This is a genomic window from Kineobactrum sediminis (assembly GCF_002868715.1).
GTDB lineage: Bacteria > Pseudomonadota > Gammaproteobacteria > Pseudomonadales > Halieaceae > Kineobactrum > Kineobactrum sediminis.
Genome location: NZ_PKLZ01000009.1, coordinates 40,189 through 64,489 on the forward strand (window position 1 = coordinate 40,189; position 24,301 = coordinate 64,489).

The following is a 24,301-nucleotide window of genomic DNA, read 5'->3' on the forward strand; positions in this document are numbered from 1 at the left end:
ACCTTGCACCTGCATATTAAAAAAAGGAGATCCAATCAATGAAAAAGCAGATTTTTGCTGGTCTTTCTGCGGTCGTTACCGCAATGACTGTGCTGACAGCGCCCGCATCGGCTGAACTGCCGATAACAGTCAACGCCGGCGTCGGTTACTGGGAATTCGATGGTGATCGTCGTCTCGATGGCACCTCAACCCCCTGGGTGGGTCTCGAATACGCATTTACAGATAACTGGGCCGCAGAGATTCTGTATGCAGAAGATGACTCGGATTTTCTTGACGGCACCAACGCCGATGTCAGGACCTGGCAGCTGGGCGGTTTGTATTACACCGGTAGCTACGTTGGTGAAGGCAATCGCGCACGTCCGTACCTCGCCTTTGGCCTGGGCGAAATTGATATAGACGCCGGCAGCTTTGACACGGTTGAAACCACTGCCAACGCCGGTGCCGGTGTGCGCTGGATGTTCACCCCCCGTTTCGGCGCCCGTGTTGAAGCGCGCATGCTGCACAGCCTTGACGAAAACGAAAACGATTGGCTTTTCAGTGCTGGCCTGAATTACTACTTTGGTGCCGTATCCGCGCCTGAGCGTGTTGTGGCAGCTGCAGCGCCTGCGGCCCCGGTGGACTCCGATGGCGATGGTGTGATGGACGACAGGGACCAGTGTCCCGGTACGGCTCCCGGCACCCGCGTTGACTCCACTGGTTGTCCGCTGCCGGTTGAACGTGTTGCCTCAATCAAGATGAAGGTTAACTTCCCTTTTGATTCGGCAGTGGTTCAGGAGCAGTACTTCGACGACATCAGTGAACTGGCGGCGTTCCTCAAGCGGTTCGACGATATCGACGTAAATGTTGAAGGCCACACTGACAGTGTAGGTCCCGCTGACTACAACAAGACCCTGTCCCAGCGTCGCGCCGAAGCAGTAGTGGATGTGCTGGTGGGTGTGCACGGTATCTCTGCCAACCGCCTGTCCGCTATCGGCTATGGCGAGGAGCGTCCGGTTGCCAGCAACGACACTGAACGTGGTCGCGCTGAAAACCGTCGCGTAATGGCTACCCTGGAAGTTGAATACGAGGAATAACTGCCTCCAGCGGGCGGTTTTCAGTTCAACTGGAAGTCGTCCGCATCCAGCTGGCAGGGGAACCTCGCTCTGTAGCTCACAAGATCGGCACCGCTCAGCATCACGCTGACGGTGCCGTTTTTGTTTCCCATATCCGCCAGTATCTCGCCGTCAGCGGCAATAACCATACTGTCACCTGCGTATCCGACCTTCTTCGGGTTGTCCCCGATGCAGTTAACGCCGGCTACATAGGCCTGGTTCTCTATCGCTCTTGCGGGTAGCAGAGCGCGCCACTGCAAGCGCCTTGCCATGGGCCAGTTGGCGACAAACAGCAACAGGTCATAATCATCCCGGTTGCGGCTGAATACCGGAAACCGAAGGTCGTAGCAGACCTGCAGATTGATCCGCCAGCCGCGCCAGTTGACAATGACTCGCCGGTTTCCCGGGCTATAGAGCCGGTGCTCTCCCGCCATCCGGAACAAATGACGTTTATCGTAGTAATGCAAAGCTTCCGGCGTGGCAAACAGCATTCGATTATAGACCAGGTTGTTGTCGCGTACGGCTATACTGCCGGTGATCGCGCAGTTACAGCGTTGCGCCCAATTGCTCAGCCACAGTTCGGTGTCGCCTCCGGGCGGCTCTGCATGGGCCACCGTACTGATTGAAAAGCCGGTAGTAAACATCTCGGGCAGTACGATAAGGTCAGTGGTTCCGGCGAGTTCTTCAAAGCATGTTTCCAGATGGCGCCTGTTATCCGCCGGCGATTCCCAGGCCAGTTCGCATTGCACCAGGCTGATAGTGAGATTCTGCATAAGCACTCCGTGGCTGATCCCAGCCCTGTAGTGGCGGGTTCTATAACAGCTGCGTATCCAGCGGTAGTTCCGTGCTGTTCTTGATTTCGGTAACGGCCATGTGCGAGTGGAGTTCGCGGATCGCCGGGCTCGCGGTCAGGGTGTTGCGCACAAAATCCTCATAGTGGCGAATATCCCGGGTAACGATTTTGAGCATATAGTCCCAGATTCCCGTCATGGTATAGCACTCCATTACCTCCGGGTGGCGCACGATGTCCTGTTCGAACGTTAGCAGGTTCTGGCGGCCGGTGGAGGTCAGGTTGATGGTGGCAAAGACCACCACATCCATACCCAGGGCGGCCCTGTCCAGCAGGGCCACCCGCTGGCGAATCAGTCCGTCTTCCTCCAGTCGATTGATGCGACGCCAGCAAGGTGACTGCGACAGGTTAATTTTTTCGGCGATACTGGCGGTGCTGGTAGTGGCATCCCGCTGCAGCATTTTCAGAATCTGGACATCCTGTTTGGTTAACATGTTGGTTATTTTTGCCTGCTTTGAGGGTTATGGTGGATTAATTAACCTGATTACACCTTATTTGGCAGCTAAATTAAACAGTAATTGCTCTGTGTCTGCGTGACAATTCCCCGTCTGAAGAAGGGACAGAGTACATGACCAAAGCGACCATTAAGGCCAGACACAAGGTATCCCTCGAGGATAAATACGCGCTTGATGTCGACCGCGCGTACATGACCGGCATTGAAGCGCTGGTGCGGCTGCCGATGCTGCAGCAGCAACGCGACCGGAACGCCGGCCTGAATACTGCCGCGTTTATTTCCGGTTATCGCGGTTCGCCGCTCGGCGGCGTTGACCAGGCCCTGTGGAAGGCCAAGCCCTGGCTGGACCAGCACAATGTGCACTTCCAGCCCGGTCTCAACGAGGACCTCGCGGCCACCGCCGTATGGGGAAGCCAGCAAACCAATCTATTTGCGGGCGCCCGTTACGATGGCGTGTTTGGCATGTGGTATGGCAAGGGCCCCGGCGTTGACCGCAGCATGGATGTAATCAAGCATGCCAACGCCTTCGGGACCTCCCGCCATGGTGGTGTCCTGGCGGTGGCCGGAGACGACCATGCCTGCAAGTCGTCCACACTGCCGCACCAGTCCGAGCACATGTTCATCGGCGCCTCGGTACCGGTACTGAGCCCCTGTAATGTGCAGGAGGTGCTTGATCTGGGTGTGCTTGGCTGGGAATTGTCCCGCTATAGCGGTTGCTGGGTGGCGCTCAAGGCGATTACCGAGAACATGGATTCCGCCATTTCCGCAGATCTCAATCCTAACCGGATCACCATTGTGACTCCCGAGGAGTTTCAGCTCCCCGCGGACGGCCTGCATGCTCGCTGGCCGGACAAGCCGCTGGAGCAGGAGCTGCGGCTCAACAAGTACAAGATCTATGCTGCCCGTGAATTTGCCAGGGTCAACGGCATCAACCGGATCGTAATAGACAGTCCCAATCCCCGTTTGGGCATTATCACTACCGGCAAGGCCTATCTTGACGTGATGCAGGCGCTGGAGGACATGGGGATTGATGAGGCAGTGGCCGCGGAGCTTGGCCTGCGTGTCTACAAAGTCGGTATGCCCTGGCCCCTGGAACCGCGTACGACGCACGAATTTGCCGAGGGCCTGGAAGAAATTCTGGTAGTGGAGGAAAAGCGTTCCATTATCGAGGATCAGCTCACCGGCCAGCTTTATAACTATCCGGTAGCAGCCCGTCCCAGGGTGATTGGCGAGTTTGACGAGGATGGCCGCGATCTGCTGCCAAACCTGGCTGAATTGACCCCCGCCATGGTGGCGCTGGCGATAGCCGGCCGTATCCGTCGATTCTGGAAGTCGGAAACGATGGAGCGTCGGATCCAATGGATCGAACAGAAGGAACTGTCCCTCGCACAGCCCAGTGAGACCATTGAGCGCGTGCCGCACTTCTGCTCCGGTTGTCCCCATAACACCTCGACTAAAGTGCCCGAGGGCAGTCACGCCTTCGGCGGAATCGGCTGTCACTATATGGCCACCTGGATGCCCGATCGCAACACCGATACGTTTACCCAGATGGGTGGCGAGGGTGCGACCTGGATCGGCCAGGCGCCATTCACCGATACCCAACATGTATTCCAGAACCTGGGTGATGGCACCTACTTTCACTCGGGTATTCTCGCGATCCGCGCGGCAGTGGCCGCCGGCGTCAACATTACCTACAAGATTCTCTATAACGACGCGGTGGCGATGACCGGTGGCCAGCCCATTGACGGGTCGCTGACCGTCAGCGACCTGGTACACCAGCTGCGGGGCGAGGGCGTGCGCCGGATTGCCGTGGTCAGCGACCATCCCGAGGCATGGCGCGGCCAGTTCCGCAGTATTCCCGGCTACAGCCTGCATCACCGCGACGAGCTGGATGCACTGCAGCGGGAGCTGCGGGAATTCAAGGGCGCATCGGTCATTGTTTACGTGCAGACCTGTGCCGCGGAAAAGCGTCGCAGGCGCAAGCAGGGAACTGCGGAAGATCCGGCGAAGCGGCTGTTCATCAACGATGCGGTGTGCGAAGGCTGTGGTGACTGCAGTATCAAGTCCAATTGCCTCTCGGTGTTGCCGAAGGAGACGGAGCTGGGTCGCAAGCGGCAGATTGACCAGAGCTCCTGCAATAAAGACTACAGCTGTGCCAATGGCTTTTGCCCCAGCTTTGTGTCGATCATAGGCGGCAAGCTGCGCAAACCCGACGGCGCCGGCAGTGATGCTGAGGTTATCTTTGACCCGCTGCCGGAACCGGTTCTGCCCTCTCTGGACCAGCCATGGAATACCGTGGTTACCGGGGTGGGAGGTACGGGCGTATTGACGATTACCGCCCTGATCGCGATGGCTGCCCATATTGAAGGTAAGGGCTGTGCAACCATGAACCAGACTGGCCTGGCGCAAAAATTCGGTGCCGTCGTGAGTCATGTGCGGGTGAGCTCCACCCAGGACGACATCAAGGCGGTGCGCATACCGGCGGGAGAAGCCGACTTGCTGCTGGGCTGCGATCTGGTGGTGACCTCAACCTATGAAGCCCTGGGCAAGGTCGCCCACGGGCGTACCCACGCGGTGGTCAACGAGGCGGAAGTGGCGACTTCCGCGTTCATCCTCGACCCCGACGCACGGTTTCCTGCAACCGCGATGAAAAACAAGGTGGTTGCCGAGGTCGGCGAGCCGGCGACCTTTTTTATCGATTCCACTCGCATAGCCACCCAACTGCTGGGCGACTCCATCGCTTCCAATCTGTTCCTGCTCGGTTACGCGTGGCAGCAGGGGCTGGTGCCCGTGTCCGCGACGGCACTGGAAGAGGCCATTGAACTGAATGCTGTGGCGGTCGCGTTTAACAAGCAGGCGTTTCTGTGGGGGCGGCGCTGCGCCGATCAGCCCGCTCGCGTATTGAAAATGGTAGAAGAGCTGGCGCCTCCCGCACCTGAGCGCCTGCAAACCGTGGATGAGATCGTTGCCGACCGGGCAGCACGACTCACTGAGTACCAGGATAGTGCGCTTGCCGAGCGCTACCAGCAGCAGGTAGCGCGGGTGCGCGCTGCAGACTCGCGCGCTGACGACGCCGATTCGGTGACGCTAGCTGTGGCCCGTAACCTGTACAAGCTCATGGCGTACAAAGACGAATACGAAGTGGCGCGTTTGTATACAGATGGCGAATTTCTGCGCAAGGTGGGGCAACAGTTTGAAGGCGACTATCAACTGCGCTTTAACATGGCGCCGCCCCTGTTCAGCAAACGCGACCCGAATACGGGGCATTTGCTGAAACGGGAATTTGGTCCCTGGATGCTGCGTGCCTTTGGTGTGCTGGCGAAGCTGCGGGGGTTGCGTGGTACCAGGCTGGACCTGTTCGGGTATACCGCCGAACGCAAGCAGGAGCGCGCCGACATCGAGGATTACCTGGCCCTGCTGGAGCAATTGCCGGGGGCACTGGAGACCCATTACCACACCGCGAGAGAGCTGGCGAACCTGCCTGCGACCTTGCGCGGTTTCGGCCACGTAAAGGACCGCAATCGCGAGCTGCTGGTCCAGCGCCGCGAACACCTATTGTCAACGCTTCACGGGGCTCCGGCAATCCCCGTAAGCATTGTCAACGCCGCCTGAAATGAACGCCACACCACCAGAGGATGACAACATGAGCGTTTTTACTGCACCGGCATTCGACCAGCACGAGCGGGTTGTTTTTGGCTCGGACCGGACAACCGGTTTGCGCGCGATTATTGCCGTTCACGATACGACATTGGGTCCGGGAGTAGGTGGTTGTCGCATGTTCCCCTACCTGAGCGATGCGGCGGCGCTGCACGATGTACTGCGACTCTCCCGGGGTATGACCTATAAGTCCGCACTGGCGGGTTTGCCCCTGGGTGGCGGCAAATCGGTAATCATCGGGGATTCCCGTCGCGATAAAACACCGGCTTTGATGCACGCGATGGGAGAATTTATCGACTCCCAGGGCGGGAGTTATGTAGCGGCGGAAGATTCCGGCACCGGCGTCGCCGATATTAAACTGATGGCCGAACGGACCCGGCATGTCAGCGGGGTCAGTGATAACGAGTTTGGAGGCGATCCCTCCCCGAGTACAGCGCTCGGCGTATACCTGGGAATACGTACGGCGATCAGGCATCGTCTTGGTGCGGGTAGTTGTGCAGGGCTGCGGGTGGCGATCCAGGGGCTGGGCCACGTGGGTTTTCATCTGGCCCGGTTGTTGTGTGATGAGGGGGCAGTGGTCTTCGGCGCCGACCTGAATAAAGCGAATCTCCAGCGGGCAGTTGACCAGCTGGGCGTTATCCCCGTGGCGGTAGACGACATTCTGTTCATGGAAGTGGATATCCTGGCGCCATGTGCCATGGGCGCGGTGCTGGATAACGACAGCATTCCGCGGCTGCGAGCCGGGATTGTCGCCGGCGCCGCCAACAACCAGTTGGCCGCGGCCGAGCATTGCGCGCAATTGCAGGACCACGGCATCCTCTATTGCCCTGACTTTCTGATCAATGCCGGCGGTATCATCGATGTGCATCATCAGCGGGTAGGTTCCGCTGACACGGTTCGCCTTGCTCACGTCAAGCGCATTGAAATTACCCTCGCCGAGGTGTTGCGGCGTTCCGATGCAAGTCGTTCCCCGACCCATGAGATAGCCGAGGAACTGGCCAGGGAATACCTTCGGCCTGCGGATGCTACAGCGGAGCGGCGGACTCCGCTGGTCGCCGCGGGCTGAGACCAGCGGTGTTCTGGTCAGGAGGAGCCGTTGTTCAGCAGGCGACGGCGACCTTGCCCAGTCCGGGTACGGCGATGTCATCGGCGCCCAGGTGCAGATATTTGCGCAGATAGTGTACGCACAGGTAAAAGGGACCGGTATCGAGCAGGGCAACGCTTGCCTTGAACAGGTAGTTGCTGCCGATAAGTACCAGCAGTGCCTGGAAGGCGATATCACCCCTGAAATAGGCTGCCCCGAAGGTCACGGTAATGACCATCACCGAATCCACCATCTGGCTGATTAACGTGCTGAAATTATTGCGCACCCACAAATGCTTGCCACGGGTCACCCGCTTCCAGAAGTGAAACAACTGTACGTCGCAATATTGCGCGGCTATATAGGCCAGCATGGAAGCGAAAACGGCACCGGAAGTCGTGGCGTAAATAAGCTGGTACAGGCCAATACTGCCAGCCACTGAATCGCCATTGGGTAGCATTACCGGTTCTGCCAGCTGTAATACCTGCCAGGGAGGCATGCTCCCGGGGGTTACAGAGGGAATGGCATCGCCCAGAAACAGTACAAAAAGAATGAAGAAGTTAAGGCCCAGGCCCACAGTGACCAGGAAATTGGCGCGAGCCCGCCCGTACAGTTCACATACCAGGTCGGTGCAGAGGAAGGTCAGGGGGTAGGGCAACACACCCACTGCCAGCGCCATGGGGCCGATCTGGATAAAGCGGGTTATGCCGATGACATTGAGCAGGGTCATCGCGCAAAGGAACGTCCCTGCGAGGATCAGGAATACCCGTTCCCTGCGTTCCCAGACCACTTCGAGTGACGCCATCTCAGGATTCTCTCTGGCCGAGATTAGCGTGTAACACAGAGCCGTTAATGACCGGGTTGGCATGGGCCCAGACAATCAGGGCGGCAATTTCATCCGGCTCAATCAAACGGCCGAATGCGTTCATGGCACCTATTGCCGCAACGACATCAGGTGCGTTGCCGATGTGCGTGCGCAGCATTTCAGTGTCAGTAAAGCCGGGACAAATCAGTGCGGTATGAATCCCGGTACTCATCAGATCCTGGCAAGTGGCGCGCATCATGCCTGTTTGCGCATGTTTGCTGACCACATAGCTGAATGAGCCTGCCACCGCTTTCTCGGACAGGGTGGAGCCGATGTATAGCAGGCTGGATCCCTGTGACATGGCCGGCAGCAGGCGCTGGTTGAGGCTGTTTATACCGACGACATTGGTTTCCAGTACCTCGCGGAGGCTGTCGCTGTCGCAGTCTGGGGCGGCATCCTTGCGCATCTGGCTGGCGTTGTGGACCAGGCACACGGCAGCACTGTCTGCCATTAACGGGAGCAGCTGCTCGCAGGCTTCATTTACGGAGTCGGTGGAGGCCAGGTCGCAGTGGATATTGTGCACCCCGGAGTCGGGGCAGGCGCGGCGGGCCAGGTTATAGACGTTGAAGCCCTGGGCGAGGAAGCGTTGCGCGGTAGCGCGACCGATGCCAACGCTGGCGCCGGTAATGATGGCTGTATTCATGGGGTTCCCCTTCAAGTCTGTTATGGCCACACGCGAACTACCTGGGTATTACGCAGTAAACCCGCATTCAGTTTTGTGATGTTGCGGCCGGTGGCGTAGTCATCCTGGCGCGATATTGTGCCTCAACGGTCCGTTCTTGCCTATTGCACGTACAGTCGTGACAATGATGTTTCGTTAACTGTCTTTGGGAAAAACCTATGGAGCGACTCACTACGCTGTACATTGACAAGGAAAGCCACAAGTTCTCTGCGGCACACTATACGATTTTCTCGGCTTATGAGCGCGAGCGCCTGCATGGTCATAATTATTCGGTGTCGGCCAGAATTGTTGCCCCGATGGGTGATAACGGCTTCGCCGCAGACTACAACGTCTATAAACGGCGCCTCAAGGCCCTGTGCGATGCGCTGGATGAGTATATGGTGCTGGCGGAGGATTCCCCCTACCAGCGTATCGAAGATCTTGGCCATGCGTACCGCGTGTATTTTGCGGAAGATGAGATGTTTTTTTTGAAGAGCGATACCCGGGTGCTACCGATTCGCAACGCGACCGTTGAAGAGTTTTCCGGATACCTGTTGCAGCAATTGTTACTGGTATCCGAAGGCGATGACTTGCGCGAGATCGAACTGTGTGTGGCATCCGGTCCGGGTCAAAAGGGCTGCGCTTCCTGGCGCAAGCCCTGATTCCCGATGCGGTATGGCCTCAGGCTGCGATGCCACAATGGCGTAGCAGGGGCTCCAGTTCGGGCTCCCGGCCGCGGAAGGCCACGAACAGGCTCATGGCATCACGGGAGCCACCCGCTTCCAGAATGTGGCGGCGGAATTCCTGTCCGGTATGGGGGTTGAAAATGCCTTCTTCCTCGAATCGGGAAAAGGCATCCGCCGACAGTACTTCAGCCCACTTGTAGCTGTAATAGCCCGCTGCGTAGCCGCCACCAAAAATATGGCTGAAGCTATTCTGGAAGCGATTGAAAGGCACTGCCGGAATGACCGCCACTTGGTGGCGGACGGTGTCCAGCAGTCCCTGTACGGAAACCCCCGGTTCGCCCCAATGCTGGTGCAGGCGGAAATCAAACAGCGAGAATTCCAGTTGCCGCACCATCTGCATACCCGCCTGAAAGTTTTTTGCGGCCAGCATCTTTTCCAGTAGCGCAGCGGGAAGGGATTCCCCGGTTTCGTAATGGCCCGAGATAAAGGCCAGGGCTTCCGGTTGATGGCACCAGTTTTCGAGGAACTGGCTGGGCAGCTCAACGGCATCCCAGGCGACACCATTGATGCCGGAAACTGCGGCTACCTGTTGTTGTGTCAGCATGTGGTGCAAACCATGGCCGAATTCGTGAAACAGGGTAGTCATCTCGTTTTCAGTAAGCAGCGAGGGTTCCTCTCCCACGGGCGGGGTGAAGTTGCATACCAGATAGGCGACCGGCAGCTGAAGCTGGCTGTCCCGTATCCGGCGGGCCCTGCAGTCGCCCATCCAGGCACCGCCGCGCTTGCCGCTGCGGGCGTATAGGTCCAGGTAAAATCTCGCCAGTGCTTCCCCATCCTGGCGTAGTTCAAACAGCCTGGCATCCGGGTGATAAGTATCGAAATCATCAATTTCCTCGACCTGGATACCGTACAGGCGCTCGACGACCTGGAACAGACCCGGTAAAACCCGATTTACCGGCAGGTAGGGGCGCACCTCTTCCTGCGACACATTGAATGTGCTTTGCCGCAGTTTTTCACTGTAATAGGCGACATCCCAGGGCTCGAGACTGGTTTTGCCGTGGCTGGTAGCGGCAAATTCCTGCAAGTCACGCCACTCTTGCTCGGCCTGGGGCCGCGAGCGCTCCGCCAGTTGAACCAGGAAGTCCACCACCTGGCTGGTGGAAGGGGCCATCTTGGTTACCAGCGACAGTTCGGCGTAGTTGCCGAAGCCGAGCAGTGAGGCCAGCTCTTGTCGCAAATCCAGAATCTCGGTAATAAGCCCGCTGTTGTCCCAGCGGCCGGCATGGGGGCCCAGTTCCGAGGCCCGGGTGACATTGGCGGTGTAGACCTCCTCGCGCAGTGCGGCATTATCGCAGTAGGTTAGCACGGGCTGCACGGAGGGGAACTCCAGGGTTAGCAGGCAGCCTTCCAGTCCCTTTTGCTGCGCGGCCTGACAGGCACTGGCCAGTGCTGTGGCCGGAAGCCCGGCCAGGTCTTCCGCATTAACCTCTTTTGACCAGGCGTTGGTGGCGTCGAGCACGTTATCGGTAAAACGACTGCCCAGCTCCGAGAGACGTTGCTGCAATTCGCCGTAGCGTTGTTTCTGGTCTGCCGGCAAGGCAACTCCGGCCAGGCGAAAATCCCGAAGTGCGTTATCCAGGGCCTTCCGTTGTGGTGGGGTCAGGGTGTTACTGGAAGCGCTGCTCTCGGAGAGTTCCCGGTACGCCTCGTAAAGCGCGGTATGCTGGCCCATCCAGGTGGAGTATTCCGAGAGCAGTGGCAGGCATGTGTTATGGGCTTGTCGCAGGGGTTCGCTATTGAGCACACCGTTCAGGTGGGACACCGGCGACCAGCACTGGGCCAGTTCATCCTCCATATCCTCAATGGGCTGCATCAGCGACTCCCAGTTGTGCGCGCCCGGTACAGCCACCAATTCGTTGATACGGCGCTTGTTGCGCTCTATCAGGTGACGAATAGCCGGCTCGATATGCTCGGGGCGGATTGCCGAAAAGGGCGGCAGGGTATGTTGTTCCAGCAAGGGGTTGGTCATAATGGACAGCTTTTTTGCATCAAAGAACCTGTAGTTTAACGGATTTTGACCAGGAGACGTAATGTTCAGAGCCAGGAAAATAACGGTCGGGCCCCTGCTGGCGCTATTGGCGGCACTGTCAGCCGCGCCGGTATGGGCAGCCTCTCCGTTTACTGCGAGCGATGTATTCCAGTTGTCCTATGCGAGTTCACCCGTGCTGGACAGTAAAGGCAAGCAGGTGCTCTATCTGCGGCATACCATGGATATCATGCGCGACCAACCGCGCAGCAATCTGTGGCGGGTAAATACGGATGGTAGCGATCACCGGCCGGTAACCACCGGCCCCGGTAATGTCAGTTCCCCGGCCTTGGCACCCGATGGCAACCGGGTGGCGTACGTGCGTCGGGATGATACCGGGCCACAACTGTTTGTCAGCTGGCTGGATTCGGGCCAGGTGGCGCAGCTGACTCGCCTGGCGGAGGCCCCCGCCAATCTGGTGTGGTCCCCGGATGGCCGTTCAGTGGCATTCAGAATGCTGGTGCCGGAGCCTGCGCCCACGATGGGTGAGTTGCCGGACAAACCCGCGGACGCGGAATGGGCAGAACCACCGGTGGTAGTGGAGCGGACCGTCTACCGTTCGGATGGCAGCGGCATAAAGCCCCACGGGTACCAGCATGTGTTTGTGATCCCCGCCGCCGGCGGAAGCCCGCGGCAGGTAACCACGGGGGATTACAACCATAGCGGCAGTATCGGCTGGGCCGCTGACAGCAAGGTACTGTTTGTATCCGCCAACCGTAACCCGGATTGGCAGCAGGACACCAAGAACACGGACCTGTATCGGGTCGTTCTCGCAACGGGCGACATTGAAGCCCTGACAGACCGCAAGGGACCCGACGGCCAGGTTGCAGTGGCACCAGACGGGCGCAGCCTGGCCTATGTGGGCTGGGATGACCGCGGTCTCGGCTACCATCGCAACCGCTTGTATATAATGGCGGCAGACGGCAGTGACCGGAAAGAGTTGTTGGCTGACCTGGACCGCAATATCCAGAGTCCGCGTTGGTCCAGTGACGGCCAGCGCCTGTTTTTCCACTACGATGATCGCGGCGATACGGTACTGGCGTCTACCGACCTTTCCGGACGCATGCAGGTTCTGGCCCGGGGGCTGGGCGGCAAGCAGTTGGGACGGCCCTATGCCGGTGCCGATATCGCGGTGGGCGGGGCAGGCAGTTTTGCCTACACTGCGGGAAACGCCGGAACGCCGGCTGATATCGTATTCGGGCGCTTGGGTAGTGACCAGCGCCAGCAGTTAACCCACCTTAACGCCAATTTTCTGGACTACCGCGATCTGGGCGAAATCAGCGAACTCGCGGTCACCTCGTCATTTGATGACAGGGATATTCAGGCCTGGGTGGTAACACCGCCGGATTTTGATCCGGCGCGCCAATATCCAATGATTCTGGAAATTCATGGAGGCCCCTTCGCCAACTACGGTCCCCGCTTTGCAGCGGAGCTGCAGCTGTTTGCCGCGGCAGGCTATGTGGTGTTGTATGTTAATCCCAGGGGCAGTACCAGCTACGGCGAAGAGTTCGCCAACCTGATCCATCACAATTATCCGGGCGAGGATTACGATGACCTGATGTCGGCGGTCGATGCGCTGCTGGCTGACGGATATGTGAACCCGGAGCAGCTGTTCGTCACCGGTGGCAGTGGCGGTGGCACCCTGACTGCATGGATTATCGGCAAGACTGACCGCTTTCGCGCAGCGGTAGTTGCCAAACCGGTTATCAACTGGGCCAGCTTTGTGCTTACCGCGGATAACAGCCCTTATTTTGCCCGCTACTGGTTTGGTGAAATGCCCTGGGAAAATCCCGAAGCGTACTGGGAGCGCTCGCCATTATCCCTGGTGGGTAACGTCACCACACCCACCCTGCTGCTGACCGGTGAAAACGATCTGCGCACCCCAATGGCGGAAACAGAGCAGTATTATCAGGCGTTGAAACTGCGGGGCATTGATTCAGCCATGGTGCGGATGCCCGGAGCAGGCCACCTTATTGCCCGGCGGCCGAGCCAGCTGGCAGGGAAAGTGGCGGCGATCCTCGGCTGGTTCGAGCGCTATCGCTAAATGCGCTCAGTCAGGCTCCTCGCGCCGCTGTTTTTTTGGTGGCGGCGCGAAGCCGTCATTGGTCTGGGTAGTATCGCTTTTGCGGCGAGGCTTGCCCTTGGCCTTCTTGTCGCGCAAGCGCTCTTTCTTTTTGCCATCGGTGAGCTTGCCGCTGCGTTTTTTTGAGCCGGAGGCCTTGCCCGATGATTTTTGTTTCTTCGGTCCTGCGTAGCGGGCCTTAAGGCCCGGCAAACTGCGTGCTTCCATTTCCAGCTGCAGGTAGCGCTGGATACTGATCATCAGGTTCCAGTCGCTGGCGGTTACCAGGGAAATTGCCACTCCCTGGGCACCGGCGCGACCGGTGCGACCGGTTCGATGCAGGTAATCATCACCGCTGTGGGGCAGGTCATAATTGATCACTGTGTCTATGCCTTCAATATCCAGGCCGCGGGCGGCGAGATCGCTGGCGGTAACAACATCTATGGAGCCCTGGGCGAATCGTGTTACCACCAGTTTGCGGTCTTCCGTGCTCATTTCCCCGTGCAGGCAGGCGGCCCTGATACCGTTGTGCTGCAGCAGGCCGGACAGGCGCGAGGCAGTGCTGCGCTTATTGGCAAACACCAGCTGCCGGCGGCCTTTACAGTCGGCGAGCAGTGCCAGTAACAGCTGGTCCTTGTGAGCCACGCTGTCGGCCAGGATGCGCTGGTGGAAAATATCCTTGTGTGCAGCCCGGATTTCACCGCTATTAATCGTTACCGGTTCATGCTGCAGGCTGTCGCTGATCTCCCCAAGGCCGCGAGCATGGAGAGTGGCCGATAGCATGAGGGTCTGTCGTTCGCTACTGCAGTAGCTTGCGATCTTCAGTACATCCTCGCGGAAACCCATCTCGAGCATGCGGTCCGCCTCGTCCAGCACCAGTGCACGCAGGCTTTTAAGGTCGGCGCTGCCGCGCTCGCAGTGTTCAAGCATGCGTCCGGGTGTTGCGATAATCACTTCGGGATTCTTGCGCAACGTGGCCTTCTGGTATTTGAAGTCAGCACCTCCGGTGATGGCGTCGGCGCGCAGATTACTCTTGGCCAGCAGTTCGCGACATTCTTTCAGGACCTGGCGGGCCAGCTCACGAGTGGGGACCAGGACCAGTCCCAAAATGCCGGAGCCGGCGGGTGCGGTTTCGGTCAGCAGGCGTTGCAGCAAGGGCAGCAGGTAGGCAAGTGTCTTGCCGCTGCCGGTGGGCGCACTGACTCGAAGGTCGTGCCCCGCCAGGGCTGACGGCAGTACCTGCTGCTGCACATCGGTGGCGGTGGTAAACGCAAGTTCGGCAAGCGCCAGCTGCAAGCTGCGATCCAGTTCGAATTCTTCAAGCACGTGTGGTGTTCCAGATTGTGATAATGGAGTGTGGATGTTGGACGGGCATTGTAGCACGGTTGCCGTGCATTCCTGATGATTGCCGCTGTTCCACGGAGCGGCTTTGTTTGGCACACTGTGCGGCTTTACAGTCGGCAATATGACAACAGAGAGAGCATGACATGGTGAAGGCGGTGCGTATTGAAGCAGTGGGCGGCCCCGAGGTCATGGATCTGGTTGATGTTGAACCCGGTGCACCCGGCGCCGGTATGGTAACGATAGAAAACCACGCTATTGGCCTTAACTTTATTGACACCTATCACCGCAGTGGTCTTTATCCCCTGGCTTTGCCCAGTGGTCTGGGGCTTGAGGGCGCCGGAGTGGTTACCGCTGTGGGCCAGGGCGTGGATTTCGCAGTCGGTGATCGGGTGGCGTATTGCTCTGCCGGGATTGGTTCTTACGCGGAGTCACTTAATTTGCCCGCGCAACGCCTGGTCGGGATTCCCGAAGGTGTCAGTTACGAAGTCGCTGCCGCAGTCATGCTCAAGGGCCAGACCGTGGAGTACCTCCTGCAGCGTACCTACGCGCTTGCGCCCGGGCAGACCTGCCTGTTTCACGCGGCTGCCGGCGGTGTTGGCCTGCTGTTCGGACAGTGGGCCAGCGCCCTGGGAGCTACTGTGATTGGCACCGTAGGCTCAGAGGAAAAGGCCGAGCTTGCGCGCAACCATGGTTTTGCGCATGTCATTAACTATCGACAGGAGGATGTGGCAGCGAGGGTTCGTGAGATTACCGACGGGGTGGGGGTGCCGGTAGTGTATGACGGGGTCGGTCGCGACACCTTCAGCGCCTCGCTGGCCAGCTTGCAACCGCGGGGGCTACTGGTTAGTTTTGGTAATGCTTCCGGGGCGCCGGAGCCGCTCGATCTGCAGCGATTGGCGTCGGGTGGATCGCTTTATATTACCCGGCCCACCCTTGTTACCTACACCGCCACCTCTGAAGAACTGCGCCAGTCTGCCTCTGCGGTGTTTGAGCACTTGCTGGCGGGTAGCCTGCGGGTCGAAATAAACCAGCACTACACCCTGGCTGATATTCGGCAAGCGCACAGGGATCTGGAGGCGCGTGCCACAACCGGTTCGTCAGTCATACTACCTTGAACAGTTTGTCTCTTGCCGCTGGGGGAACGCCGGTGCTGCGCGGTGATGTCGTGCATCTGGAGCCTCTGTGCCAGGACCATGCCCAGGGCCTCTTTCTCCGGGGGCGCCATGTACCGGACTGGGCTTATATGCCGCGTAGCTGCTTCGTTGATATTGCGGATACCCGGCAGTGGATTGATGAGGCACTGGCGGCGACAGACCAGCAGGCCTGGGTAATTGTTGAGAATGCCAAGGGCAAGATTGTTGGCAGCAGCCGTTACCTGAACATCAGCGCCGAGCACAGAAGTCTTGAGATTGGCTGGACCTGGCTGGGCCAGGAGTGGCAACGCACCGGGGTGAACACTGAAGCCAAGTTGCTGTTGTTACAGCATGCTTTTGAGCGCCGCCACTGTCTGCGCGTGGAATTCAAGGTGGATGCGCGCAACCTGCGCTCCCAGCGTGCCCTGGAACGGATCGGGGCGGTGCGGGAGGGGGTGTTGCGCAAACACCGCATCGTACAAAACGATTTCGCGAGGGACTCGGTATTTTTCAGCGTCGTAGATACCGAGTGGCCGGATGTAAAAAGGCGACTTACAGTGTTGCGTGAGGGCCGCTGAACAGGGCTACTGGAGCAATTCATTATCGCTGAACGAGCCCTCAAACAGTGGTGAGCTGAGGTAGCGCTCCCCGGAATCGGGCAGTACAACCACAATCATTTTAGTTTCATTACCCGGTTCCCGCGCTATCCGGTCTGCGACAGCCATGGCAGCACCACAGGAAACCCCCGCGAGAATACCTTCCTGCTGCATCAGTTTGTGCGCCCATGCCATCGCGTCCTCATTGCTGACCTGTTCAACCCGGTCCACCATCTCGAGGTCCAGGTTGCGAGGCAGAAAGCCTGCGCCGATTCCCTGTATTTTATGGGGGCCGTGAGTCGGCTCAATCCCGGCTTTGGCGGCGGCGATTACGGTGCTACTGGCGGGTTCCACCGCCACCGTAGTGATGGCCTTGCCTTTGGTTTTCTTAATGTAGCGGGAAACACCGGTGAGCGTACCCCCGGTACCAACGCCGGAAACCAGGATATCGATGCCACCATCGGTATCCCGCCAGATCTCGGGCCCGGTAGTGGTCTCGTGGATGGCGGGGTTGGCGGGATTCTCGAATTGCCTGGGACCCCAGTGGCTTGAAGGTTCCGCAGCGAGTATTTCCTCGGCTTTGGCGATGGCCTCCGGCATACCTTTTGCGCCATCGGTGAGAATAAGATTCGCTCCCAGTGCCTTCATCAGCTTGCGGCGCTCCAGACTCATGGTATTGGGCATGATCAATGTGCACTTGTAGCCCCGGGCAGCAGCAACAAAAGCCAGGGCAATTCCGGTATTGCCACTGGTGGGCTCAACGATGGTCATGCCGGGCGTGAGGCTGCCGTCCTGTTCTGCCGCGAGCACCATGCTGGTGCCAATGCGACATTTCACCGACATCGCCGGATTACGGTTTTCCAGCTTGGCGTAAATATTACTGCTGCTGATACGATTGATATGAACCAGCGGGGTGCCACCGATGGTTTCTGCGTTATCGTTGAAAATGTGGCTCATGGGAAACTCCAGGCAGTACTGCGACGAAAAAGAAGAGTAGTCAACTGGCTACTCTATGTCTATGCCGTCGCCTGCACTAGCGATTGTTAAAAAATGGCAAACCGGGGAACCCTTGCGGGTCGAGCGTGTCCTATTGGTTGTGGCAGCGCTTGAGCCCGATAATGGAGGTCGGCTCCTACACTTTTTTTGCAGTCTGTCACACGATTGTAACCATTCAGGTCCTTAATATCCCCTTGTAGAGACTCCATCTCTAGCTCCGGCCCTCTGGGCCGGTTTTTTTTGCGTGTAAGTAAGCTGGAACGCCGCCCGGCCCCGCTTGTTTGCTGGCGGGATCCGCCAGGATGGTGTAGTTTTATCTTTTGCCGCCGCAATCTACTATTAAAGGTGGAGTAAAACCCGGACACAACCTGCTTCCGGGCGTAATCAGGAGTCTGCCTTGGCAGCCGAGCGACTTGACTACAGTGCGATTCCCGCACGCGCGTTGACCCTGCTTCAGGGGATCGGCCATCGATTGGGCAGCCCCTACGCGAACCGCCCTGCGACAGGTCGTCGTCTGCGCCAGGTGCTACTGGCGTTGTTGTCGCTGTGGATAATCACGGCTCTTGTGGACTTTATATGGCTGCAGTTACCGGAGCCTCAACCCGATACCCTCAATGGACAACTGATTAACCCGCTTACACGTTCCGGTACGGGAAGTGACAGCCAGGAATCCGTGGATATTGAAGCGCTGCGCAGCTGGCCGTTGTTTGGCGAGCCCGGGACTACCGGGGCGGCAGAGCAAACGATTGTGGCCGCCAGCCTGGTGGAGAATGAACGGGATGGTATCGAGGCCGGCGCCAGGGAAAGCCGGCTGGATCTTACGCTCAGGGGCATTGTCGCTTCCACCGCAGACGGTTTGGGAAGTGCGATCATAGAAAATCGTGGCCAGCAGGACGTTTATGCAGTGGATGACCCCCTGCCCGTGTCCGGCAGGGTTACGCTCGCCAAAGTGATGCCGAGCCAGGTAGTAATTAATAACAGCGGAACCTTCGAGCTGCTGACTCTGTATGATGCATCTGATTTTGATGCCCAGGTGCAGGCGCAACGCGCAGTGCAGCCGGGTGCCGGCGAGCAGGGGTTGCGTAGCCCGCAACGAGTCGATAAACGCGGCGACCCCACAGCCACCGAGCTTGCCAGTAACTACCGCGAGCAGCTGTACCAGAACCCCCAATCCCTGGCTGAACTGGTAAGAATATCCGCGGTCAGGCAGGATGGGCAATTGCGGGGCTACCAGATTGTTCCAGGGCGTGACCAGGAGCAGTTTAAACGGCTGGGCTTCCGCAGTGGCGACCTGGTGATAGCCGTTAATGGTATGCCCTTGTCCGACCCGGGCAATACCATGCGCCTTTACCAGACCATGCGTTCAGCTACCGAAGCGTCCTTCGATCTTCTGCGGGAAGGGCAGTCGGTGTCGCTCAGTGTAAGTCTCGGTGCTGCAGCCAGTGATCAGTAATAAAGCCAGAGCACTTCAGCCAAGGATGAACCGCCAGTGAAAAAGACCTCCAGGATTCTGCACGCGCCCTTGATCGCTGTCTTCGTGTGGCTATGCGGTACCGGTGTCGCCGGTGCCCAGGACTATACCGTTAACCTGAAAGATACCGATATCCAGGAATTGATCAAGTTTGTCGCCGAGGCCACGGATACCACAATCGTGGTGGACCCTTCCGTGAAGGGCCGGGTAAGGGTGGTGTCAACCAAGCCCGTCTCGCGTAGCGAACTGTATGACCTGTTTTTGTCAATTCTTGAAGTGCACGGATATACGGCGGTGCGTTCCGGTGGTGTGGTGCGGGTCATTCAGAACAAGGATGCCCGGTCGGCACCGGTAACCGTGCGCAATGACGGGAACGGGCGCAGCAACGACGAATATGTCACCCAGGTCATACGGTTACAGAATATTTCCGCGGCCAAACTCATACCCGTGTTGCGTCCCCTCGTTCCCCAGCAGGCCCACATGGCCGCCTTTGCACCCAGTAATGCCATCGTCATTTCCGATACCGCCTCCAATATCGACCGCATCACTGACATTATCCAGCTCATGGATCGTACGGCGGTACAGGAAGCCGAGGTCGTGAAGCTCAAGTATGGCGTTGCCGAGGATGTGGTGCGAATACTTGACCGACTCAACAAGTCCGAGGCCCAGCAAGGCGGCGGTGGTGAAGTCGAGGTATTACTGGTCGCCGATAGCCGGACCAACAGCGTCCTGGTCAGCGCCGACGAACTGGAGCGGGCGCGAATGCTGCGCCTTATCCGCTATCTTGACACGCCTCTCGAACAGAGCGGTAACGTGAAGGTGGTCTATCTGGAGTACGCCAAGGCAACGGATATCGCTGAAGTGCTCACCCGGGTCATGAAGAATATTACCCGGCTGGACGCTAATGGCGCGGAAGGTGTCAAGAGCGGCGGCGAGTCCGCCACCATTGAGGCCGACGAGGGCACCAATGCGCTTATCATTACCGCCGCGAGCGACGAAATGGCGGCGCTGGAAGCGGTAATAGGGCGACTGGATATTCGTCGCGCCCAGGTACTTGTGGAGGCGATTATCGTTGAGCTCGAGGTCCGCGATGGCCAGGACCTGGGGCTGCAATGGCTGTTCGTCAACGACAGCGGTTTGTTCGGCAGCAACATCAACGGTGGCGATGCCCGGGCACAGCGTATAGCCGGCGCCATTTTGCCCACGGACGATGACAGCGCCAGCTCTGGCCTGGAAACCGGTGACTTTGACGTAGGCGCGCTGGCGGGAGCGCTGGCACAATCTCCAGGCCTGTCCATGGGCTGGGGTACCATCGGCAACGACCTGTCGATGACGGTGATTCTCAATGCGCTCAAAGAGCAGTCCAACGCCAACATACTCTCGACACCCAGCCTGTTGACCCTGGATAACCAGGAAGCCTATATCACGGTCGGTCAGAACGTGCCATTCGTGACCGGTTCCTTTACCAGCACCGGTACCGGAGACGGCGCCCAGAACCCTTTCCAGACGATTGAGAGACAGAACGTCGGTATTACGCTCAGGGTCACGCCGCACATTAACGAGGGCAACTCCGTTGTTCTGGATATTTCCCAGGAAGTCTCCAGCCTGAGCAATACTGCAGCGGTACTGTCGGCGTCTGACCTGATTACCAACGAGCGCATCCTGCAGACCAAGGTACTGGCGGGAGATGGCCGCACGGTGGTGTTGGGTGGCTTGATAAAGGACGATGTTCAGGACGCGAGCCAGAAAGTGCCGCTGCTGGGAGATATCCCGTTTTTTGGCAGGCTGTTCCGCAGTGACGCCGTGTCCACGGTAAAGACCAATCTGCTGGTCTTTATCCGCCCGACTATCATTCGTGATGAGGAACGACTCGAGGGCGCGACGGCGGAAAAGTATCGCTACATTCGCGACCAGCAACTGCTGCGCAGGGGTCGGGGTACGATGTTTATTGAAGATGAACAGATCCCCGTTTTGTCCGAGTGGGAAAATGAGTTCCGCCGGCTGGAGGAAATCCGCGACGAACAGGTAGATGAAGCGGCCGCAGACTCCGCGGGCGGGCGTTGATGGCAGTGGTCGAGCCAATAGTTGCTACAGACGCCGGTGTGACTCGCACGGCCCTGCCATTCAGTTATGCCAAGCAGTATGGGGTACTATTACAGCCCCAGGCGAACGGTGCCGTCGTTTATCACCGCTCGACGGTGGGCGAACAGGTGCTGCTGGAACTGCGGCGTTGGCTGGGCGGGCCGTTTCGGCTGGAGCCGGTCACTGAAGCTGAATTCCAGCGTCGCCTGACCCAGGCTTACCAGCGGGATAACAGCGAAGCGGTGCAGATGGCTGAAGACATCAGTGCGGATGTTGACCTCAGTCGGCTGGCGGATGAGATTCCCGAGTCCGGTGATTTGATGGACGCCGAGGACGATGCCCCTATCATCCGTCTTATCAATGCCATTCTGTCCCAGGCGGTGCGCGAGCAGGCCTCGGATATTCATGTGGAAACCTTTGAAGACCGGCTCAGCGTGCGTTACCGCATCGATGGCGTGCTGGCCGAGATACTCTCACCCAAGCGCATGCTGGCACCTTTGCTGGTGTCCCGACTGAAGGTAATGGCAAAGCTCGATATCGCAGAAAAGCGGGTCCCCCAGGACGGCCGCATCTCGGTGCGAATCGCCGGCCATGCGGTAGATATTCGAATGTCCACCATTCCTTCCGCTCACGGTGAACGAGTGGTGTTGCGTCTGCTGGACAAGCAGGCCGGGCAACTTGAGTTGGCCCAGCTGGCAATGAACCCGCAGGTGCTGGCCAGCTATGAACGTGCCCTGCATACGCCGCACGGGATTATCCTGGTCACCGGCCCGACCGGGTCCGGCAAGACCACCACCCTCTACGCCGGTTTGTCGCATATCAATCAGGCAACTCGCAACATTCTCACCATAGAAGACCCGATCGAATACATGCTGCCCGGGGTTGGCCAGACCCAGGTTAACCCCAAGGTCGAAATGACATTTGCCCGCGGCCTGCGCGCGATCCTGCGCCAGGACCCGGACGTGGTCATGGTGGGTGAGATTCGCGATCTGGAAACAGCAGAAATCGCGGTGCAGGCGTCGTTGACCGGGCACCTGGTGCTATCCACGCTGCACACCAATACCGCCATCGGCGCAGTGACCCGTTTGCAGGATATGGGTATCGAGCCATTCCTGCTGTCCTCCAGTCTGATTGGGGTCATGGCCCAGCGACTGGTGCGGCTGTTATGCCGGGACTGCCGTGAGGCCTACGAACCGAGCGTGGCGGAGCGGCTTCTGCTGGGCGTTGACGAGCAAGATTCCCAAGCGCTGACAATTTATCGCCATAGCGGTTGCGAACACTGTAATTACAGTGGCTATCGCGGGCGTACTGGCGTGTATGAGCTGATAGAAGTCAATGACGCCCTGCGCCTGATGATTCACGAGGGTGCCAGTGAACAAACCATGCTGCAGGAAGCCCGGAAGCACTATCCGGGTATTCAGGAGGATGGTCGCCGACGTGTCCTGGCCGGCGAAACCAGCATTGAAGAAGTCCTGCGTGTTACCTCCGTTAACTGACCCGGGTAACCGGCGATGACAGCATACCGCTATCGTGCCCTGAATCCGGGTGGCAAGCTTGTTAAAGGCGTACTGGAAGGTGATTCCGAGCGCCAGGTACGCAGCCAGTTGCGGGGCCAGAAGCTGCGGCCGGTTGAGGTCGTGGTTGCCAACCGCCAGGCAGCCAACCAGCCGCGCTTCAGTTTGTCGTTATTTCAGCCCAGGATCAGTGTGGCCGAACTGGCCATGGTCACCCGCCAGCTGGCCACTCTGGTGCAGTCCAACCTGCCGCTGGATGAGTGTTTGCAGGCGGCTGCCGAGCAAAGCCGAAAGGCCCGCACCAAGGGCCTGCTGTTACAGGTTCGCTCGCGGGTGTCCGAGGGCCATACGCTGGCCTATGCCATGGGTGAATTTCCACTGGTTTTCGATGAGATGTTCCGGGCCATGGTTACCGCCGGTGAACACGCCGGTTTTCTGGGGCCGGTACTCGAGCAATTGGCCGACTATAATGAACAGAGGCAATATACCGCCCAGAAAATGAAAATGGCGATGATTTACCCGTTCATCCTGGTGGGCGTCGCGATCAGCGTGGTCGTTGCGCTCATGGTATTTGTGGTGCCCGAATTGATTGGCATTTTTGCCCACAGTGACAGGGAGTTGCCCCTGCTTACCCGTGCTCTGATTGCAACGAGCGATTTTTCGCGGAACTATGCCCTGTGGGTGCTGGTCGCAGTGGTTGGGCTGGTGATTGTTGCCCGACGCTGGTTGCGTCTGCCGGCACGGCGTAAACGCTGGCACGGTGTGCTGCTGAAACTGCCCGGTGTATCCAGGCTGGTCATTGCCATGGATACCGCCCGCTTCGCATCCACGCTGAGCATCCTGATGGCGAGTGGAGTGCCACTGCTTGAATCACTGCGCATTGCCGGGCAGGTACTGACCAACCTGGTGTTGCGCGCTGACAGCGCGGTCGTGGCAGAGCGCGTGGAGGAGGGTAGTAGCCTGCATCGGGCGCTGCGTGAGAGTGGTCACTTTCCGCCGATGATGGTGCATATGGTGGCCAGCGGTGAAGCCAGTGGCGAGCTGGAAACCATGCTCCAGCGATCGGCCACTAATCAGGAGCGCGAACTGGAAATGACCATGGGCACGATGATGAGTCTTCTGGAGCCGCTGCTGGTGGTATTCATGGGAGCGATGGTGCTGATGATTGTGATGGCCATCCTGCTGCCGATATTCGATCTTAATACAATGGTGCGATAGGTTATGAATCTGAAAAGGACGAAAATGCGGGCCGCAAAGGGTTTCTCCCTGATTGAGATTCTGGTGGTGCTGGTGATCATGGGGCTGCTGATCAGCGTAGTGGCGCCTACGGTACTCAATCGTGCCGATGAAGCGCGCGTTCAGAAAGTGTATGCCGACTTCAAGGCTATCGAGACGGCGCTGAAAATCTACCGGCTGGACAATTATGTGTATCCTACAACGGAGCAGGGTCTTGAAGCGCTGGTGGAAGCCAGCAACCTGGATCCGCAACCGCGTAGCTTCAAGCAGGGCGGTTACCTTGAGGAAGTGCCTCTCGATCCATGGGGTCGGGAATATCTCTACCTGAGCCCGGGCGAAAACGGCGAGATTGACATCTATAGCCTGGGAGCAGACGGCCTCTCGGGAGGCGACGGCCAGAATGCCGATATCGGCAACTGGAAAGAGCAGGACTGAG

19 protein-coding genes are annotated in these 24,301 nt (G+C 58.6%); 12 read left to right on the plus strand and 7 right to left on the minus strand.

Going from position 1 to position 24,301, the window contains the following annotated elements; all coding sequences use genetic code 11:
- Positions 1-38: 38 nt before the first annotated feature.
- A complete protein-coding gene (locus tag CWI75_RS12485; protein ID WP_101521848.1) occupies positions 39-1,073 on the plus strand; it encodes an OmpA family protein in 1,035 nt (344 codons plus the stop codon).
- Between the two features lie 20 nt (positions 1,074-1,093).
- Here the strand turns inward: CWI75_RS12485 and CWI75_RS12490 are convergent, their stop codons facing one another.
- A complete protein-coding gene (locus tag CWI75_RS12490) occupies positions 1,094-1,864 on the minus strand; it encodes an amidohydrolase (protein WP_101521849.1) in 771 nt (256 codons plus the stop codon).
- Between the two features lie 40 nt (positions 1,865-1,904).
- Entirely contained in the window at positions 1,905-2,375 is a 471-nt protein-coding gene (locus CWI75_RS12495; protein ID WP_101521850.1) for an Lrp/AsnC family transcriptional regulator, read from the minus strand.
- 134 nt (positions 2,376-2,509) lie between these two features.
- Here CWI75_RS12495 and CWI75_RS12500 point away from each other — a divergent pair, with 134 nt between their 5' ends.
- Positions 2,510-6,007 (plus strand): indolepyruvate ferredoxin oxidoreductase family protein, encoded by a 3,498-nt coding sequence (locus tag CWI75_RS12500; protein WP_101521851.1) that lies wholly within the window; start codon positions 2,510-2,512, stop codon positions 6,005-6,007.
- Positions 6,008-6,038: 31 nt separating this feature from the next.
- On the plus strand, positions 6,039-7,118 hold the full coding sequence (locus tag CWI75_RS12505; protein ID WP_101522000.1) for a Leu/Phe/Val dehydrogenase: 1,080 nt from the start codon (positions 6,039-6,041) through the stop codon (positions 7,116-7,118).
- A gap of 34 nt (positions 7,119-7,152) precedes the next feature.
- Here CWI75_RS12505 and CWI75_RS12510 read toward each other — a convergent pair whose 3' ends face one another.
- Entirely contained in the window at positions 7,153-7,938 is a 786-nt protein-coding gene (locus CWI75_RS12510) for a queuosine precursor transporter (protein WP_101521852.1), read from the minus strand.
- Between the two features lies 1 nt (position 7,939).
- Positions 7,940-8,641: an SDR family NAD(P)-dependent oxidoreductase gene (locus tag CWI75_RS12515; protein ID WP_101521853.1), complete on the minus strand. Its 702-nt coding sequence runs from the start codon at positions 8,639-8,641 to the stop codon at positions 7,940-7,942.
- 197 nt (positions 8,642-8,838) lie between these two features.
- On the opposite strand from CWI75_RS12515, the gene CWI75_RS12520 reads away from it, so the two are divergent.
- Positions 8,839-9,321 carry a 6-pyruvoyl trahydropterin synthase family protein gene (locus tag CWI75_RS12520; RefSeq protein WP_101521854.1) on the plus strand — a complete coding sequence of 161 codons (483 nt, stop codon included), beginning with the start codon at positions 8,839-8,841 and terminating at the stop codon, positions 9,319-9,321.
- Between the two features lie 19 nt (positions 9,322-9,340).
- Here the strand turns inward: CWI75_RS12520 and prlC are convergent, their stop codons facing one another.
- A complete protein-coding gene (prlC, locus tag CWI75_RS12525) occupies positions 9,341-11,374 on the minus strand; it encodes an oligopeptidase A (protein ID WP_101521855.1) in 2,034 nt (677 codons plus the stop codon).
- Positions 11,375-11,435: 61 nt separating this feature from the next.
- Between prlC and CWI75_RS12530 the strand changes: the two genes are divergently transcribed.
- Positions 11,436-13,475 carry a S9 family peptidase gene (locus tag CWI75_RS12530; RefSeq protein WP_101521856.1) on the plus strand — a complete coding sequence of 680 codons (2,040 nt, stop codon included), beginning with the start codon at positions 11,436-11,438 and terminating at the stop codon, positions 13,473-13,475.
- A gap of 6 nt (positions 13,476-13,481) precedes the next feature.
- Here CWI75_RS12530 and CWI75_RS12535 read toward each other — a convergent pair whose 3' ends face one another.
- On the minus strand, positions 13,482-14,819 hold the full coding sequence (locus CWI75_RS12535) for a DEAD/DEAH box helicase (RefSeq protein ID WP_101521857.1): 1,338 nt from the start codon (positions 14,817-14,819) through the stop codon (positions 13,482-13,484).
- 161 nt (positions 14,820-14,980) lie between these two features.
- Between CWI75_RS12535 and CWI75_RS12540 the strand changes: the two genes are divergently transcribed.
- A complete protein-coding gene (locus CWI75_RS12540) occupies positions 14,981-15,952 on the plus strand; it encodes a quinone oxidoreductase family protein (protein ID WP_101521858.1) in 972 nt (323 codons plus the stop codon).
- Positions 15,949-16,548 (plus strand): GNAT family N-acetyltransferase, encoded by a 600-nt coding sequence (locus CWI75_RS12545; protein ID WP_101521859.1) that lies wholly within the window; start codon positions 15,949-15,951, stop codon positions 16,546-16,548. The genes CWI75_RS12540 and CWI75_RS12545 overlap by 4 nt, the downstream gene beginning before the upstream one ends.
- A 6-nt stretch (positions 16,549-16,554) precedes the next feature.
- Here the strand turns inward: CWI75_RS12545 and cysK are convergent, their stop codons facing one another.
- The gene (gene cysK / locus CWI75_RS12550; RefSeq protein ID WP_101521860.1) at positions 16,555-17,523 is read right to left on the minus strand and encodes a cysteine synthase A; all 969 of its coding nucleotides are present in this window, start codon (positions 17,521-17,523) and stop codon (positions 16,555-16,557) included.
- Between the two features lie 436 nt (positions 17,524-17,959).
- Between cysK and gspC the strand changes: the two genes are divergently transcribed.
- The 5 genes from gspC to gspG are packed head-to-tail and all read left to right on the plus strand — an operon-like array spanning position 17,960 to position 24,300.
- A complete protein-coding gene (gene gspC, locus CWI75_RS12555) occupies positions 17,960-19,015 on the plus strand; it encodes a type II secretion system protein GspC (RefSeq protein WP_241521205.1) in 1,056 nt (351 codons plus the stop codon).
- A gap of 36 nt (positions 19,016-19,051) precedes the next feature.
- Complete coding sequence (gene gspD / locus CWI75_RS12560; protein ID WP_101521861.1) at positions 19,052-21,097, plus strand: type II secretion system secretin GspD; 2,046 nt, start codon at positions 19,052-19,054, stop codon at positions 21,095-21,097.
- Positions 21,097-22,611: a type II secretion system ATPase GspE gene (gene gspE, locus CWI75_RS12565; RefSeq protein ID WP_101521862.1), complete on the plus strand. Its 1,515-nt coding sequence runs from the start codon at positions 21,097-21,099 to the stop codon at positions 22,609-22,611. The genes gspD and gspE overlap by 1 nt, the downstream gene beginning before the upstream one ends.
- 15 nt (positions 22,612-22,626) lie before the next feature.
- Complete coding sequence (gene gspF / locus CWI75_RS12570) at positions 22,627-23,847, plus strand: type II secretion system inner membrane protein GspF (RefSeq protein ID WP_101521863.1); 1,221 nt, start codon at positions 22,627-22,629, stop codon at positions 23,845-23,847.
- 24 nt (positions 23,848-23,871) lie between these two features.
- Positions 23,872-24,300: a type II secretion system major pseudopilin GspG gene (gene gspG, locus CWI75_RS12575; RefSeq protein ID WP_101521864.1), complete on the plus strand. Its 429-nt coding sequence runs from the start codon at positions 23,872-23,874 to the stop codon at positions 24,298-24,300.
- Position 24,301 lies beyond the last annotated feature (1 nt).